Below are 13,974 nucleotides of genomic sequence, written 5' to 3'. Positions count from 1 at the left end.
TACAATAAGTACAATCGATCTCGTCAAAAGAAATTGCAATAGATAGCCGGAAAAGTTCTTAAAATAGTTAATGGTTGTTGTTACCAACTGATCCATAGAGATTGTTTTGCAGGATGGCTTAAAAACAAGCTTATTATTACTTCTAAGAATGGCATAAAAAAAGACTGCCAAAAACTGGCAGTCTCTTTCATGTGTTTAAAATATTCCTTAGAATAATTCTTTTCTGATAATATTCTGGCTTCTTTCAGGCCCAACAGAAACTAAGTAAACATTGATTCCTAAGTACTTTTCAATAAACTCGATGTATTTCTGAGCAGTATCAGGAAGTTCGTCGTAGCTTCTTACCTTCGTTAAATCTTCAGTCCAACCCGGCAGATCCTGATAGATTGGCTCGTAGTTGTATAATTTTTCTGTTGAAGATGTAAAATAATCAATTATTTTACCGTCTTCTGTTTTGTAATGGGTAACGATTTTTAATGTTTCAATTCCTGTAAGAACGTCTAATTTCGTAATAACCAGGTTATTGATCCCATTGATCATACAAGCGTGCTTCAAGGAAACAAGGTCTAACCACCCTGTTCTTCTTGGTCTTCCTGTAGTCGCTCCAAACTCACCACCGATCTGTCTGATGCTTTCTCCTAATTCGTTATCTAATTCTGAAGGGAAAGGTCCGTTTCCAACTCTTGTACAGTATGCTTTTGCTACACCGATCAGGTTTTGAAGTGACGTTGGCGGAACTCCTGCTCCTGTACACACCCCTCCTGTAGATGGAGAAGATGAAGTTACGTATGGATAGGTTCCGAAGTCGATATCCAGCATCAATGCCTGAGCGCCTTCGAATAAAACGTTTTTACCATCTCTGATGGCTTCGTTCAGTTCCAGTTCCGTATCCACGATTCTGTCCTGAAGCTGCTTTCCGATTTCTAAATATTCGTTGTAAATTTCTTCAACGTCTAAAGTCGGTTTTCCATAATATTTTTCAAAAAGAGAATTCTTAATTTTTAAGTTCTTCTCGATTTTATCTCTTAAAATTTCAGGATTCAGAAGATCGATCATTCTGATTCCGACTCTTGCAATTTTGTCTTCATAGCAAGGTCCGATTCCTTTTTTCGTGGTTCCGATCTGTGTTCCTCCGTGCTCTTCCTCACGGTACGTATCCAAAAGAATGTGGTAAGGCATGATGACATGCGCTCTTCTGCTGATGAAAATGTGATCAGTTCTCATGTTTTTGCTTTCGATCTGATTCACCTCCTTAATGAAAGATTTAGGATTGACCACTACTCCGTTGGCAATGATACATTTCCCTTTGCACTGAAGAACTCCCGATGGAAGAAGGTGCAAAACGAATTTCTCATCCCCTACATAAACCGTGTGACCCGCGTTGTCCCCTCCCTGGAAGCGTACAACGTAATCCGATTTTGCCGATAAAACATCCGTTATTTTTCCTTTACCTTCATCTCCATACTGAAGACCTACAACTACGTAAGTTGACATATTTTACTTTTATTTTAGATTCATGCAAAATTACTTTTAAAAAATTGGGTGGGCAAATTTGAGGGGGATTTTATTTTTGGGTGGGTGGAAATCATGTGGTTAAAAATAATTGCATTACATTTTCTTCTTGACTATATTTGACTTCTTTACTATTAAAAGTATGAATCAATCTGTAAAGCATCATTTCTTGCCTATATTTTATCTTAAAGGATTTGCAAGTGAAAATGAAAAATTTAAAATTTTCAATGTAAAAACAAAGAAGTTCAAGCAAAATGGAAAACTTTTTTCTCCTTCTTTTCATTTTTATATTTTAAAAGATAATACAATTACAACTGATTTCGGAGAAGATGATTTTATGGAGAAATTTTATGAAAAAATTGATAATAACTTTGCAAAAATTCTTCATACAATTAATAACAGTAATTATGAACATAGATTTGGAGTCAATGAAGATGACATGCCATATATTAATAATTTCGTTAGTCAAATGTATTGGAGATCGCCATTTAACAAAAATATACTTCAAGATGACATTAAAAAATATAAGTTAAAACAATTAGGTTTGAAAATAATTGATGAATTTGGTAATCATAATGAAGAACTAAGCGAAAAATTTAAGAATGAACCTGAATTTTATAAAGCATATAAACTTTATAACTCTTTATTAGATTCTATTCGTGGATTCAATTGCAGAACACAATATCACATTCTTGCTCGACCAAAAGAACTCCCTTCAATTTGTTCAGACTTTCCAATTATTTTTAAAGAGAATAATCTTATTAAAGTATATGAAGACGATTACATCTTCCCTTTATCTCAACATAGAATTTTTGTAAAACGAAATTTAACTCAAAGATTCAATCACCAATTACATTATCTTATAGATCTAATTTCACTAAAACAATCCGTCAACTATTTAGCAACGAGTGACGAAAGTTATATAGACTTTTTAATAAAACTTGACAATGAAAATAATTGTACACTAGAAGAGTATAAAAAAAATCTATTTAACGAACTTATATAAAGTACTAATTCAATTGTGAGCAAATACCAAGAATTGGTATCTTTGAATTAAAATTAAAATAATGGCAAAAAACACATCCATATTATTAGGGGATTATTTCGATAATTTTATTAGTCAACAGATTAAATCAGGAAAATTCTCTTCTGCGAGTGAAGTCGTGAGAGCTGCATTACGCATGTTTGAGTATGAAGAATCTAAAAAATCAGAATTAATCAGCGAATTAAAAAAAGGCGAAAAATCCGGGTTTGTTGAGAATTTTGACCGCAAGGAATTCCTTAAAAATCTTCATCAAAAGCATTCTGCTGAGTAATGAAATACAGAATCAGCAAAGAAGCGTCGAATGATTTAGAAAAAATTTGGCTGTATACATTTGAGGTCTGGTCGAAAGAACAGGCAGATCATTATTTTGATTTATTAATGGATGAAATTGAATATTTATCTGAAAATCCAAAATCTGGAAAAGATTACAATGAAATCAGAAAAGGATATTTACGTTCGAGAGTAAAATCACATTTTATTTTTTATAGAATCAATCTTAAATATAAAGAAATTGAAATCATCAGAATTCTTCATCAAAAAATGGATATATCATCTAGATTGGATGAATAAATAATAAGCCTTTAAGGTTTCAAAAACTTTGAAGGTTTCCTGTAAATAGATATCATCTATATTAGATGAATAAAACGCAAACCTAACAGATTTTAAAAACCTGTTAGGTTTAGATTCACAAAGCAATATTTAATTCAAAATAATTTCACCACTCACCCCAACTTCCTCCAAAAACACCACATCATGCGAAATCACCATTAAAGTTCCACGATAATCCTTAAGAGAATTCGTCAGAATTTCTACATTTTGAAGGTCTAAATTATTGGTGGGTTCATCGAGAATAATCAGATCGGGTGCTTTACTGCTAATGGAAAGTCCGCACAGAAGAAGTCGAAGGCGTTCTCCTCCACTCAGAACATCACAGTTTTTGTCCCAGGTTTCTTTTCCGAATAAAAATCTCGACAATAAGGTTTTCACCTCCGTTTCCTGCAATACAGTATCGTTAAACTGTTGGGCAAAATCATAAACGGTGGTCTTTTTATGGACTAAAGAATATTCCTGATCAATATAAATCGTCTGAAAATCTGCTCTCGAAACTGTTCCGACAGATGCCTGTAAATCTCCCAACAATAATTTAACTAAAGTCGTTTTTCCTGAACCGTTCGACCCTTTAATGGAAATTCGGTCACCACTTCGGATTTCAAGATTAAGATTTTCATTCCAAAGATTTTCATTATCATACTTAAAATTAATTTCTTTTGCAGAAATCAAAATTTTCCCCGAATGCAGATCAGAATCATTAAAATTCACCTTTATCTGATCCGAACTTCTTACAGATAAACGTAAATCCCGCAGATCACCGGAAATATCATTGATTTTCTCAGCATGGACAGACTTTAATTTCGAAGAATTTTTCTCGGCATTATTTCGTAGCGTGTTCATCATAATTCTCGCCACACCCGATTTATCCTGCTTTCCTTTTCCCCGTGCATCAAGTTTTTGCTTTCGTTCCAGCGTTTCGCGTTCCTTTTCTTTCGCTTTTTTTAGCGCCCGTTCTTTGGAATGAATGTCATTTTGCAGGGCTTCATTTTCAATTTCTTTTTGTCCGGTATAAAAATCGTAGTTTCCGGCGTACGTTGAAATTCCCTGATTGCTGAGTTCAAAAATCGTATCGGCCAAATTCAGCAAAGTTCGATCGTGACTGACAATTACAACGGTTGAACTTGTTTTTTCAATAAAATCATACAACAGGTTCCGCGCTTCCAGATCGAGATGATTCGTAGGCTCATCCAGTAAAATAATTTCAGGCTGACTGATCTGAATTCCTGCCAGGAAAACTTTGGTCTTTTGTCCTCCACTCAAGTTTTCCAGTTTTTGGTCGAGATTTAAATTTTCAAGTTTCCAATAATGTAAAGCCTGCAGGCAACGTTCTTCAATGTCCCAATCGTCATTCAGTATTTCAAAATTTATTTCATCCACTTCCCCACTGGTTATTTTGTGAAGGGCATCAAGTTTTTTATCGATGTTCAGACATTCAGCCACCGTGCGATTATTAAAATTCCCGAACATCTGAGGAACATAAAAAAGATTGCCCTGACTATTGACACTCCCTTCCAAAGGCTCAATTTCACTGGCAATAATTTTCAGCAAGGTAGATTTTCCCATGCCGTTACTTCCGACCAGAGCAGATTTCGTATGAGGTTGTACCGTTAAATTTATAGAATTAAAGAGCAGGTTCCCCGCAGGAAACCTAAAGGATATGTGATGTAGAAAAAGCATAATTTCTTTCTTTTAGTAAAGTTAAAACTGCAATAACATTTTCTGTTATCGTCTATTAAATCCGAAAGAAATTATATCCTACATTCTTCTATTGAGGTTTGATTGTGTTGCAAAGATAATCATTTTAAATATTTCAGAAAGTGTTACCATTGGGTCAGATCAAGAATTCCATTAAAAACAGTCAAGAAACAGTTATAACATATAATCAGGCAAATGATTGACATCAGCCATCATTCTGAAAGGAATTCAACGAATTATCGGTTTTCAATTAAGGTTTTAAAGCTAAATGTTTTACTAAACTAAAACACCTCAAAAAAACTTTCATCAAAAATCCGTAACTTTGCGGCCTACTAAAAATTTTATGGAAAGTATTAAAGTTCACGACAAAACTTTCGTTCCTTATCTGGAGGACGCCGAAATTCAGGAGATTGTAAAGGCTACAGCTTTAAAAATTTATGAAGATTATAAAGATGAAGTTCCTGTATTCATTGGTGTTCTGAACGGAGTGATCATGTTTTTCTCAGATCTTTTGAAGCATTATCCGGGAGAATGTGAAATTGCATTTATCCAGATGAGCTCTTATGCCGGAACAGAATCTACGGGAATCGTTTATCAGAAAATGGAATTAACGAAAGATGTAAAGGACCGTCATATCATCCTGGTAGAGGATATCGTGGATACCGGAAATACCGTTGAAAGTCTGTTTAAATATTTCAATGAGACACAACGTCCGAAATCTGTAAAAATTGCTTCCTTCCTACTGAAACCTGAAGTGTATAAGAAAGATTTTAATCTCGATTATATCGGCAAGGAAATTCCCAACAAATTTGTTTTAGGTTACGGATTGGATTATGATGAATTAGGGAGAAACCTACCGAATCTGTACCAGTTGGAAGAAGGACAGATCAACCATTAACGCTGTTGGCTATTAGCTGATAGCTTTTAGCCTAAAAAAGTAAATAAGAAATAAATTTAATAATAACTTAAAAATGCTAAAGGCTAAAAGCAGATAAGCTAACGGTAAAAGCCAAAAGCCAACTGCCAATTGCCAAAGCCCTTCAACATTATGATAAACATTGTTCTGTTCGGCCCTCCAGGAAGTGGAAAAGGAACTCAAGCACAAAACTTAATCGAGAAATTTAATTTAAAGCAGATTTCAACCGGTGATCTTTTCAGGTTCAACATGAAAAATGACACTGAACTTGGAAAGCTGGCAAAATCATTCATCGATAAGGGAGAACTGGTTCCGGATCAGGTAACAACAGATATGCTGGTTGACGAAATAAGAAAACCAACGGATGCTGCAGGATTTATTTTCGACGGATATCCGAGGACTGCGGTTCAGACAGAAGCCTTGGAAAAAATAGTAAAAGAGGAACTGAATGATGAGATCGACGTTTGCCTTTCATTGGTTGTGGAAGATACGATCCTGGTTGAAAGACTTTTGAAAAGAGGAGAAATCAGCGGGAGATCTGATGACAGCAATGTAGAGATCATCGAAAATAGAATTAAAGAATACTACACGAAGACAGCGGAAGTAGCCGAGCTTTACAAACAACAAGGAAAATATGTAGAGATTAACGGTGTGGGAGATATCAACGAAATCTCTGAAAAACTTTTCGCTGAAGTAGAAAAAGTAAAATAGTTAAAAGTTATGAGTGATGGGTTATTAGTTTTAAAATTCATAGCTCATAATTCATAACTCATAACTCATAATTATAAGAAATGTCAAATTTTGTAGATTACGTAAAGATTCACTGTAAGAGCGGACATGGAGGTGCAGGTTCTGCCCATCTTCGCCGTGAAAAATATATTCCTAAGGGAGGTCCTGATGGAGGAGACGGGGGCCGTGGCGGTCACGTTATTATGAAGGGAAATGCTCAGGAGTGGACGTTACTCCCTCTCCGCTATACCCGTCACGTGAAAGCGGAACGTGGTGAAAACGGAGGAAAAAACCAGTTAACCGGAGCATACGGAGCTGATGTTTATATTGAAGTTCCGATCGGGACTATTGCTAAGAATGAAGAGGGTGAGATCATCGGAGAGATCATGGAAGATGGTCAGGAGATCATCCTGATGGAAGGCGGAATGGGAGGAAAGGGAAATGAACATTTCAAATCTTCTACTAACCAGACGCCGAGATTTGCACAGCCGGGAATGGACGGACAGGAAGGTTACGTAGTTTTTGAGCTTAAGATTTTAGCCGATGTAGGTCTTGTCGGTTTCCCGAATGCCGGGAAATCTACTCTTTTAGCATCAGTTTCTGCGGCAAAACCTAAAATTGCCAATTACGCTTTTACCACATTAACACCTAACCTTGGAATCGTAGATTACAGAAATTATAAATCTTTTGTAATGGCTGACATCCCGGGAATCATCGAAGGTGCCGCAGAGGGCAAGGGATTAGGCCACCGATTTTTAAGACATATCGAAAGAAATTCAATCTTATTATTTCTTATTCCAGCAGATTCTGAAGATCACTTCCAGGAATTTAAAATTCTTGAAAATGAACTGAAGGAATACAATCCTGAACTATTGGATAAAGATTTTATTATTTCCGTCTCAAAATCCGATTTACTGGACGACGAACTGAAAAACGAAATCGCAGCAGAATTTCCTGAAAACAAACAGCCTTTGTTTTTCTCGGGAGTTACCGGTGAAGGTCTGGTGGAATTAAAGGATGCCATCTGGAAACAGCTTCACGGATAAAATTAGAATAATTTACTAAATATATTAAAGTACACTTTGGTGTACTTTTTTTGGATCATTACTGAAAAATATTTTCTGCAAAACCGGGTTTTTAAATGAAGATGTAGGATATGAATTCAGGTAGCATCATTTTGGAACAATTGTTGAAAGATTCCAGCCAAAGATAAAACTATGAAATATATACTGGGTCTTTGTGCCTTTATATTTTTATTTTCATGCAATTCGCAGAAAGTACAGTCAAAATATTCTACGATAGAATATGAAGCAACTCCATGTTTTGGATTCTGTCCCGTTTTTAAAATGACCATCAATGCAGACAGAACTGCCATGTTTGAAGCCGAGCATTTTAATTTTACAAAAACACCTTCAAAAGATGAGTTTTCAAAGCCCCGTGAAGGAACTTTTAAAGGAACCATAACACAGGAGGATTACAATAAACTGATAACCCTGTTAGATGGCTTGGATGTGAAAAACCTTAAGGATAACTATGGTGAGAGAAATATTTCCGATATGCCGACCTCTTATCTGAGAATCAATATGACTGACGGAACTTCAAAAAATGTAGAAGACTACGGAAAGCGCGGGACCGAAAAACTGAAAGAAGTTTATAAATTTTTCGAAGAATTAAGACATAATCAGCAATGGACAAAAGTGAATTGATCACTTAAAAATATTTAAACTACCTTTGCAAATTGAATTCCTTCAAAATGAAGGAATTTTTGTTTAAATTAAAAACAGTCATTTGAATTTTACAGACTTACAATTAATAGATCCTATTGCAAAAGCAATTGAAGAACAAGGATATACCAACCCAACCCCTATTCAGGAGAGATCAATTCCTGAAATTTTAAACGGTCGTGACTTTTTGGGTTGCGCGCAGACAGGAACCGGAAAAACAGCGGCTTTCTCCATCCCCATTTTACAGAATCTTGCTAAAAATAAAACGCCCAATAAAAATATTAAAGCCTTAATATTAACTCCCACAAGAGAGTTGGCGATTCAGATTGAAGAAAATATCAATAATTACGGGAAATATTTACCATTAAAACAATTGGTTATTTTCGGAGGCGTCAAACAGGGAAATCAGGAAGCAGCCTTAAGAAAAGGTGTTGATATTCTGGTTGCCACTCCGGGAAGACTGCTTGATTTTATTGCTCAGGGAATTATCAGCTTAAAAAATATTGAAATATTTGTACTTGATGAAGCCGACAGAATGCTGGATATGGGTTTTGTGCATGATGTGAAGAGAGTCATCAAGCTTTTGCCACAGAGAAGACAGACTTTATTTTTCTCCGCAACCATGCCTTCAGAGATTCAGAAACTGGCTGATTCTATCTTAAATAATCCTGTAAAAGTAGAAGTAACTCCGGTTTCTTCCACAGCAGACACCATCAAGCAATCTGTTTATTTCGTTGAAAAAGAGAATAAATTAAACCTTCTGGCTCACATTCTTAAAAATGATATTTCAGATTCTGTTCTGGTGTTTTCAAGAACGAAACACGGTGCTGATAAAATCGCCAGAAAACTTCAGGGCGATCAGATCACCACAGAAGCTATTCACGGAAATAAATCCCAGAATGCAAGACAAAATGCACTGAACAATTTTAAATCCGGAAAAACGAGAGTTCTGGTCGCCACAGACATCGCTGCAAGAGGAATTGATATCGACGAATTGAAATACGTCATCAATTTTGAACTTTCTGATGTTTCCGAAACGTATGTTCACAGAATCGGAAGAACAGGACGAGCGGGTGCCGAAGGAAGCTCCATTTCTTTTGTAGACGGACTTGATTTACTGAATCTGAAGAATACGGAAAAGCTGATCGGTAAAAAAATTCCGGTAGTCAAAAACCATCCGTTTCATACAGATAATTTAGTTGCTCAGAAAAGAGATTCTAATAATAAACCGACTGCTCCAGGTAGCGGAAGGCCAAGAACATCAAGCCCTGCGGGATCCGCCAATTCGAAAGATAAAAAGAAGCCTTCTGCAACAGCTGCTGTAGGATATAAAAAGCCGAAAAACAAGAGCTTTTTCAGAAAAAAGTAAATAGATCTGTCGCTAAAATATTTTTCGATTTGTTTAAAAACCCTTTTCTGCATGAGAATTTTAACCCTTGAAGATTTAAAAGATATTTATATTAAACTTCATCAGAGGGGTCTGCCCTTTCTTTTATCTAAACTGAGTTTTAATTCTTATAAAAGAACGCAAAGTGCTTTTAACGAGAGAGAGATACAGACGTCTAACTTCTGGATCATTCCTGAGGTCAGAAAAAGATGGAATAAGCTGATCACCGGTGATGAAAATACAACCTATGAAGAGTATCTGACAGCATCTTTCTTCAAGGATAAAAGCCATATAAAAATTCTGGCCTTGGGAACCGGGGTCTGCAGTCACGAAATAAGACTTGCAGAACTTAATCCCGAAATTGAGATCCACTGTTATGATTTTTCTGACGAATTATTGAAAAAAGCGAAAAATATTTCGGATCAGAAAAATCTTAATAACATCTTTTATTTTGCTGAAAATGTTTTGACTTATTCATTTGCTCCTGAAGCCTACGATATTGTCTTTTTCCACGCCTCACTGCATCATTTTGATCATATTCCGCAATTCCTGAATGATGTGGTTATTAAGAGCCTGAAACCGGAAGGATATATCATCATTAATGAATTTGTAGGAAACAGCAGACTGCAGTATTCTGCCATTCAGCTGCAGTATATTAATAAAGCTTTAGAGAAAATTCCGAAAAAATTCAGACGGATCTTCAAGACTGGGATCTATAAAAATAAATATTATGGTTCCGGTGTTATCAGAATGATTGTTGCAGACCCTTCGGAATGTGTAGATTCTAAGCGTATTATCCCTGCAATCCATCAGAAATTTGATATCATTGATGAAAAATCTTACGGAAATAATATCCTTCAAAGCGTCTTTAAAGATATTGCACATCACTTCGTAGAGGTAGATGCTGAAAAAAAACTCATCCTCGAAAACATTTTTGCTTTGGAGGATGAATTTTTATGCCATCACCCGAGTGATTTTGTTTTTGGTATCTACAGGCTTAAACAGTAAGGGATCTAAGGCTGCACATTAAACATTCTTCTGGCATTTTCAGTCGTAATCTTATCGATTTCCGGGAAATCTCTTCCGTAGATATTCACGAGTTTCCCGGCGACCAGATCCAGATAAGAGCTTTCATTTCTTTTCCCCCTGTGCGGAACGGGTGCGAGATAGGGTGAATCGGTTTCCAGAACGATTTTATCCAGTGGAATTTCATGTAAAAACTGATCGATTTTGCCATTTTTGAAGGTCACTACTCCACCGATTCCCAGAATAAAATTAAGGTCGACCGCATGTCTGGCCTGTTCCAGATTTCCGGAGAAGCAATGGAAGATACCTCTTAGCTTAGGATGTTTTTTTCTTTCCAGTACTTCAAAAGTTTCATCAAAGCTTTCTCTGGTATGAATAACGATTGGAAGATCCTTTTCAAGAGCCCAGTCGATTTGCTGTTCAAATGCTTTTACCTGAATGTCCAGAGTGGTTTTATCCCAGTACAGGTCGATTCCGATTTCTCCAATGGCCGGAAACGTTCTCTGATCAAGATAATTTTTAACAATTTTCAGCTCATTTTCCCAGGATTCCGGTTTTACATAGCAAGGATGCAAACCCATCATTGAGAAGATTCGGTTGGGATATTCTGCTTCCAGCTGCAGCATTTTTTTATGAGATTCAGAATCTATGGCCGGAAGGTAAAATTCGGTAATTCCTTTATCCAATGCTCTCTGAATGGCTTCTTTTCTGTCTTCATCAAATTCTTCCGAATAGAGATGGGTATGGGTATCAATCATTTTTTTTATCAGTATTTTAACAGATCTTCATAAGGATTTTTCAGATCCAGCAGCAATCCAAAAGCCGGTTCCGTTTTGATTCCTTTTGTCTTTAGTTCTATTATTTTTTGTTTAAAATATTCTCCTTTTTCCTGTAATATTTTATATTCAGCAATCATATGGCGATAGGCGTTCTGCTGATCTGCAGGTTTATTCTGTCCAAAAATTTCAACCGGAAATTCTTCCAGCATGAAATTGATAACCATACATTTTTCTCCGCTTATCACGGGATAATCAATGTTATATTCTGCATTACCGGGAATTATTTCGCTAAGCTTTAATCGATCTAAAAAAATTTCTTTGAATCTCAGATCAACCTGACAGATGATATCCAGATCACTTCCTTCAATATCGATTTCGATAGGGACTGTTCCTACCAGAAGCGGTGAATAATCACTCAGTTTTTCAAATATTCTGTATTGAGTAAGAACTTCATAAGCTCTTCTTTGCCTGTTATTTCCTGTTTTCAGATAATCAATAGTCGTAAAATCAATCATCTGAAAATATTTTATGTCTGACCTTTTGCTGCTGGATCTCAATTCTCTGATTTAATTTATCTCTGAACTCTATATATTTGGGATCCTTGTCGTCACTTGCTCTGTGTTCCAGAGCTTTGAGTATCTTAAAATTTTCTTTGATAAAACTTTTGGTAGCTTCAGAAAAATAGGCCTCCCCGAATTTATCGAAAATATAAGCCACTGCCTGACTGTTAGGATGAATCATATCTTCTTTATAGAAACGGTAATCCCGGAGATCATCCATCAGAATTTCGTAAACCGGAAGATAATGACAGTATTCCAGTTCATCAATCATATCATGAATCGCCGTTATTAATTTTGATTTGCTTAACTGGTTCTCTACCATTCCGTCTTTGGTATGGCGCACCGGTGAAACCGTAAATAAGATCTGAACATCATCTACACAGATATCTTTCAGATTCATAATGGTATCGTAAATGGAGTCGGTAAGTTCCTGATAGGTCAACAGTCTTTTTTCAAAAAATTTTTGGGGAATTCTGTGGCAGTTGGCTACCAGTTTTTGTTTGGGAACAAATTCATAGATAAAGGATGTGCCGTACGTAATGATCACCCAGTTGGCTGTCTGAAGAAAGGAATTTCCTTTCTCTATTTCCCCGTTGATTTTCTGTAAGGTCCGGTGAACGTACCGGCTGTCGAAACCCGTATGATGATCTAATGAAATAAATTCATCATTAAAGGTGATCAGTTCTTCTTCGGTATAAAATTCTGCATCATGAAGCCTTTTGACCGAATTGCTGATTGAAAAGGGGTTGAAAATGGTTCCAAAAGGATTATTGACGGTCTGTAACTGCCCCTGAGAGAAGAGATCTGACATTTCCGAAGCAAAGCAGGATCCTATTGAAAATATTTTATCTTCAACTTCAATTTTCTTTCCCGACGCTTTTATATCAACTTCTGTCCTGAATTTCATTCACTCGATTTGAAAATGTGAGAATGTGTCAATCTGAAAATTAAATCCCTGTTTTTTCATCTTCAGATTTTCCACTGACCTATTACCGGATTATGATTCTCTTCTCAACAAATAATTGGCCAGTTCTGCAAACGGCTTTTTCTTCTCTTCAGGAATATCTATTTTCTGAAGATAGCTTTGGCCGATCTCGTTGTGTTTTTCAATAAGGCGCAATGCTTTTTCATCCACTTTTGTTCTTCTGAAAATCTTTTCAACGTTATATACCTTGTCAATATTATCCGTTTTTTTGGAATACCAGTAGTCCAGCTCTTTTCTTTCTTCTTCAGTGGCATACTCTCTCGCCAGCAGATACAGTACGGTTTTCTTGTTTTCGTAAATATCGCCGGCATGTTTTTTTCCGAACTGTGCCTGGTCTCCGAATACATCCAGGTAATCATCCATGATCTGGAATGCGATTCCGATATGTTTTCCGAAGTTGAAAATAGCCTTGGCATCTTTGAAATTTGCCTTGGCAATTAAAGCCCCGATTTCAAAAGAAGAGGCACTTAAAACTCCCGTTTTATAGGTAATCATTCTGATGTAATCATCATAGGTTACATTTTCCTGAGTTTCAAAATTAATATCGTACTGCTGGCCTTCGCATAAAAGTAGACCGGTATGGGTAAAAATTCTGATACAGGCTTTAAAAATCTCAGGCTCAAGATCTTCAAAGAATTTATAAGCTTTCAGCATTAAGCCGTCTCCCGAAAGAATTCCTACGTTGATTCCATGCAAAGTATGGATGGTCGGCTTATTCCTTCTTAAAGGTGCTTCATCCATAATGTCGTCATGGATAAGAGTGAAATTATGGAAAAATTCTATTGCCAGGGCCGGTTTGATTGCCTCTTTAAGATCTCCCCCAAACAAATCACAAGCCATCAAAACCATAATCGGACGGAGACGCTTTCCGCCGTGGGAAATGATATAGTTCATCGGATCATATAATTCCGTGGGTTTATCTTTAAAAGTATATTTAGCAATGGCGTCAGCAACAATCTGCTGGTATCGGTCTAAAAATTCCATAAAATCTTATAATTTGAACA

15 protein-coding genes are annotated in these 13,974 nt (G+C 36.2%); 9 read left to right on the top strand and 6 right to left on the bottom strand.

Translation table 11 applies throughout. The annotated features are described in order from the left end of the window. Positions 1-207: 207 nt before the first annotated feature. Entirely contained in the window at positions 208-1,494 is a 1,287-nt protein-coding gene (locus ODZ84_RS20035) for an adenylosuccinate synthase (protein ID WP_266174173.1), read from the bottom strand. Between the two features lie 160 nt (positions 1,495-1,654). On the opposite strand from ODZ84_RS20035, the gene ODZ84_RS20030 reads away from it, so the two are divergent. The 3 genes from ODZ84_RS20030 to ODZ84_RS20020 all read left to right on the top strand — a co-directional run bounded on the left by ODZ84_RS20030 (position 1,655) and on the right by ODZ84_RS20020 (position 3,127). Beyond that, complete coding sequence (locus ODZ84_RS20030) at positions 1,655-2,518, top strand: DUF4238 domain-containing protein (RefSeq protein ID WP_266174172.1); 864 nt, start codon at positions 1,655-1,657, stop codon at positions 2,516-2,518. 61 nt (positions 2,519-2,579) lie between these two features. Next, positions 2,580-2,828: a type II toxin-antitoxin system ParD family antitoxin gene (locus ODZ84_RS20025; RefSeq protein WP_266174171.1), complete on the top strand. Its 249-nt coding sequence runs from the start codon at positions 2,580-2,582 to the stop codon at positions 2,826-2,828. Next, on the top strand, positions 2,828-3,127 hold the full coding sequence (locus ODZ84_RS20020) for a type II toxin-antitoxin system RelE/ParE family toxin (protein WP_266174170.1): 300 nt from the start codon (positions 2,828-2,830) through the stop codon (positions 3,125-3,127). The genes ODZ84_RS20025 and ODZ84_RS20020 overlap by 1 nt, the downstream gene beginning before the upstream one ends. A gap of 129 nt (positions 3,128-3,256) precedes the next feature. On the opposite strand, the gene ODZ84_RS20015 is transcribed toward ODZ84_RS20020, so the two are convergent. Further along, positions 3,257-4,846 carry an ABC-F family ATP-binding cassette domain-containing protein gene (locus tag ODZ84_RS20015; RefSeq protein WP_266174169.1) on the bottom strand — a complete coding sequence of 530 codons (1,590 nt, stop codon included), beginning with the start codon at positions 4,844-4,846 and terminating at the stop codon, positions 3,257-3,259. Between the two features lie 361 nt (positions 4,847-5,207). Here ODZ84_RS20015 and hpt point away from each other — a divergent pair, with 361 nt between their 5' ends. From hpt to ODZ84_RS19985, 6 genes are all read left to right on the top strand, one after another. Then, on the top strand, positions 5,208-5,762 hold the full coding sequence (hpt, locus tag ODZ84_RS20010) for a hypoxanthine phosphoribosyltransferase (protein WP_266174168.1): 555 nt from the start codon (positions 5,208-5,210) through the stop codon (positions 5,760-5,762). Between the two features lie 150 nt (positions 5,763-5,912). After that, complete coding sequence (locus ODZ84_RS20005) at positions 5,913-6,491, top strand: adenylate kinase (protein WP_266174167.1); 579 nt, start codon at positions 5,913-5,915, stop codon at positions 6,489-6,491. 80 nt (positions 6,492-6,571) lie between these two features. Beyond that, positions 6,572-7,555, top strand: coding sequence for a GTPase ObgE (gene obgE / locus ODZ84_RS20000; protein ID WP_266174165.1), 984 nt, complete (start codon positions 6,572-6,574; stop codon positions 7,553-7,555). Between the two features lie 171 nt (positions 7,556-7,726). Continuing rightward, on the top strand, positions 7,727-8,215 hold the full coding sequence (locus ODZ84_RS19995) for a DUF6438 domain-containing protein (RefSeq protein ID WP_266174164.1): 489 nt from the start codon (positions 7,727-7,729) through the stop codon (positions 8,213-8,215). 82 nt (positions 8,216-8,297) lie between these two features. Next, positions 8,298-9,602, top strand: a complete 1,305-nt coding sequence (locus ODZ84_RS19990) for a DEAD/DEAH box helicase (protein WP_266174163.1) — start codon at positions 8,298-8,300, stop codon at positions 9,600-9,602. 51 nt (positions 9,603-9,653) lie between these two features. Continuing rightward, positions 9,654-10,628 carry a methyltransferase domain-containing protein gene (locus ODZ84_RS19985; RefSeq protein WP_266174162.1) on the top strand — a complete coding sequence of 325 codons (975 nt, stop codon included), beginning with the start codon at positions 9,654-9,656 and terminating at the stop codon, positions 10,626-10,628. Positions 10,629-10,633: 5 nt separating this feature from the next. Here the strand turns inward: ODZ84_RS19985 and ODZ84_RS19980 are convergent, their stop codons facing one another. From ODZ84_RS19980 to ODZ84_RS19965, 4 genes are all read right to left on the bottom strand, one after another. Then, the gene (locus ODZ84_RS19980) at positions 10,634-11,404 is read right to left on the bottom strand and encodes a TatD family hydrolase (protein WP_266174160.1); all 771 of its coding nucleotides are present in this window, start codon (positions 11,402-11,404) and stop codon (positions 10,634-10,636) included. An 8-nt stretch (positions 11,405-11,412) separates the two neighbouring features. Further along, positions 11,413-11,940 (bottom strand): DUF4269 domain-containing protein, encoded by a 528-nt coding sequence (locus tag ODZ84_RS19975; protein ID WP_266174159.1) that lies wholly within the window; start codon positions 11,938-11,940, stop codon positions 11,413-11,415. Continuing rightward, positions 11,933-12,892: a GSCFA domain-containing protein gene (locus ODZ84_RS19970; RefSeq protein WP_266174158.1), complete on the bottom strand. Its 960-nt coding sequence runs from the start codon at positions 12,890-12,892 to the stop codon at positions 11,933-11,935. The genes ODZ84_RS19975 and ODZ84_RS19970 overlap by 8 nt, the downstream gene beginning before the upstream one ends. 90 nt (positions 12,893-12,982) lie before the next feature. After that, complete coding sequence (locus ODZ84_RS19965; RefSeq protein WP_266174157.1) at positions 12,983-13,954, bottom strand: polyprenyl synthetase family protein; 972 nt, start codon at positions 13,952-13,954, stop codon at positions 12,983-12,985. Positions 13,955-13,974 lie beyond the last annotated feature (20 nt).

Source organism: Chryseobacterium fluminis (assembly GCF_026314945.1).
Taxonomy (GTDB): domain Bacteria; phylum Bacteroidota; class Bacteroidia; order Flavobacteriales; family Weeksellaceae; genus Chryseobacterium; species Chryseobacterium fluminis.
The sequence above is the reverse complement of the archived record's forward strand: the minus strand, read 5'-3'. Positions and strand labels throughout refer to the sequence as shown.

What these genes read in the sequence shown, in the direction of transcription:
- ODZ84_RS19965 (WP_266174157.1), bottom strand. Translation starts at nt 13,954, where the DNA reads ATGGAATTTTTAGACCGATACCAGCAGATTGTTGCTGACGCCATTGCT.
- ODZ84_RS20035 (WP_266174173.1), bottom strand. Translation starts at nt 1,494, where the DNA reads ATGTCAACTTACGTAGTTGTAGGTCTTCAGTATGGAGATGAAGGTAAA.
- ODZ84_RS20030 (WP_266174172.1), top strand. Translation starts at nt 1,655, where the DNA reads ATGAATCAATCTGTAAAGCATCATTTCTTGCCTATATTTTATCTTAAA.
- obgE (WP_266174165.1), top strand. Translation starts at nt 6,572, where the DNA reads ATGTCAAATTTTGTAGATTACGTAAAGATTCACTGTAAGAGCGGACAT.
- ODZ84_RS20020 (WP_266174170.1), top strand. Translation starts at nt 2,828, where the DNA reads ATGAAATACAGAATCAGCAAAGAAGCGTCGAATGATTTAGAAAAAATT.
- ODZ84_RS19995 (WP_266174164.1), top strand. Translation starts at nt 7,727, where the DNA reads ATGAAATATATACTGGGTCTTTGTGCCTTTATATTTTTATTTTCATGC.
- ODZ84_RS19970 (WP_266174158.1), bottom strand. Translation starts at nt 12,892, where the DNA reads ATGAAATTCAGGACAGAAGTTGATATAAAAGCGTCGGGAAAGAAAATT.
- ODZ84_RS19985 (WP_266174162.1), top strand. Translation starts at nt 9,654, where the DNA reads ATGAGAATTTTAACCCTTGAAGATTTAAAAGATATTTATATTAAACTT.
- ODZ84_RS20025 (WP_266174171.1), top strand. Translation starts at nt 2,580, where the DNA reads ATGGCAAAAAACACATCCATATTATTAGGGGATTATTTCGATAATTTT.
- ODZ84_RS19975 (WP_266174159.1), bottom strand. Translation starts at nt 11,940, where the DNA reads ATGATTGATTTTACGACTATTGATTATCTGAAAACAGGAAATAACAGG.
- ODZ84_RS20015 (WP_266174169.1), bottom strand. Translation starts at nt 4,846, where the DNA reads ATGCTTTTTCTACATCACATATCCTTTAGGTTTCCTGCGGGGAACCTG.
- ODZ84_RS19980 (WP_266174160.1), bottom strand. Translation starts at nt 11,404, where the DNA reads ATGATTGATACCCATACCCATCTCTATTCGGAAGAATTTGATGAAGAC.
- hpt (WP_266174168.1), top strand. Translation starts at nt 5,208, where the DNA reads ATGGAAAGTATTAAAGTTCACGACAAAACTTTCGTTCCTTATCTGGAG.
- ODZ84_RS20005 (WP_266174167.1), top strand. Translation starts at nt 5,913, where the DNA reads ATGATAAACATTGTTCTGTTCGGCCCTCCAGGAAGTGGAAAAGGAACT.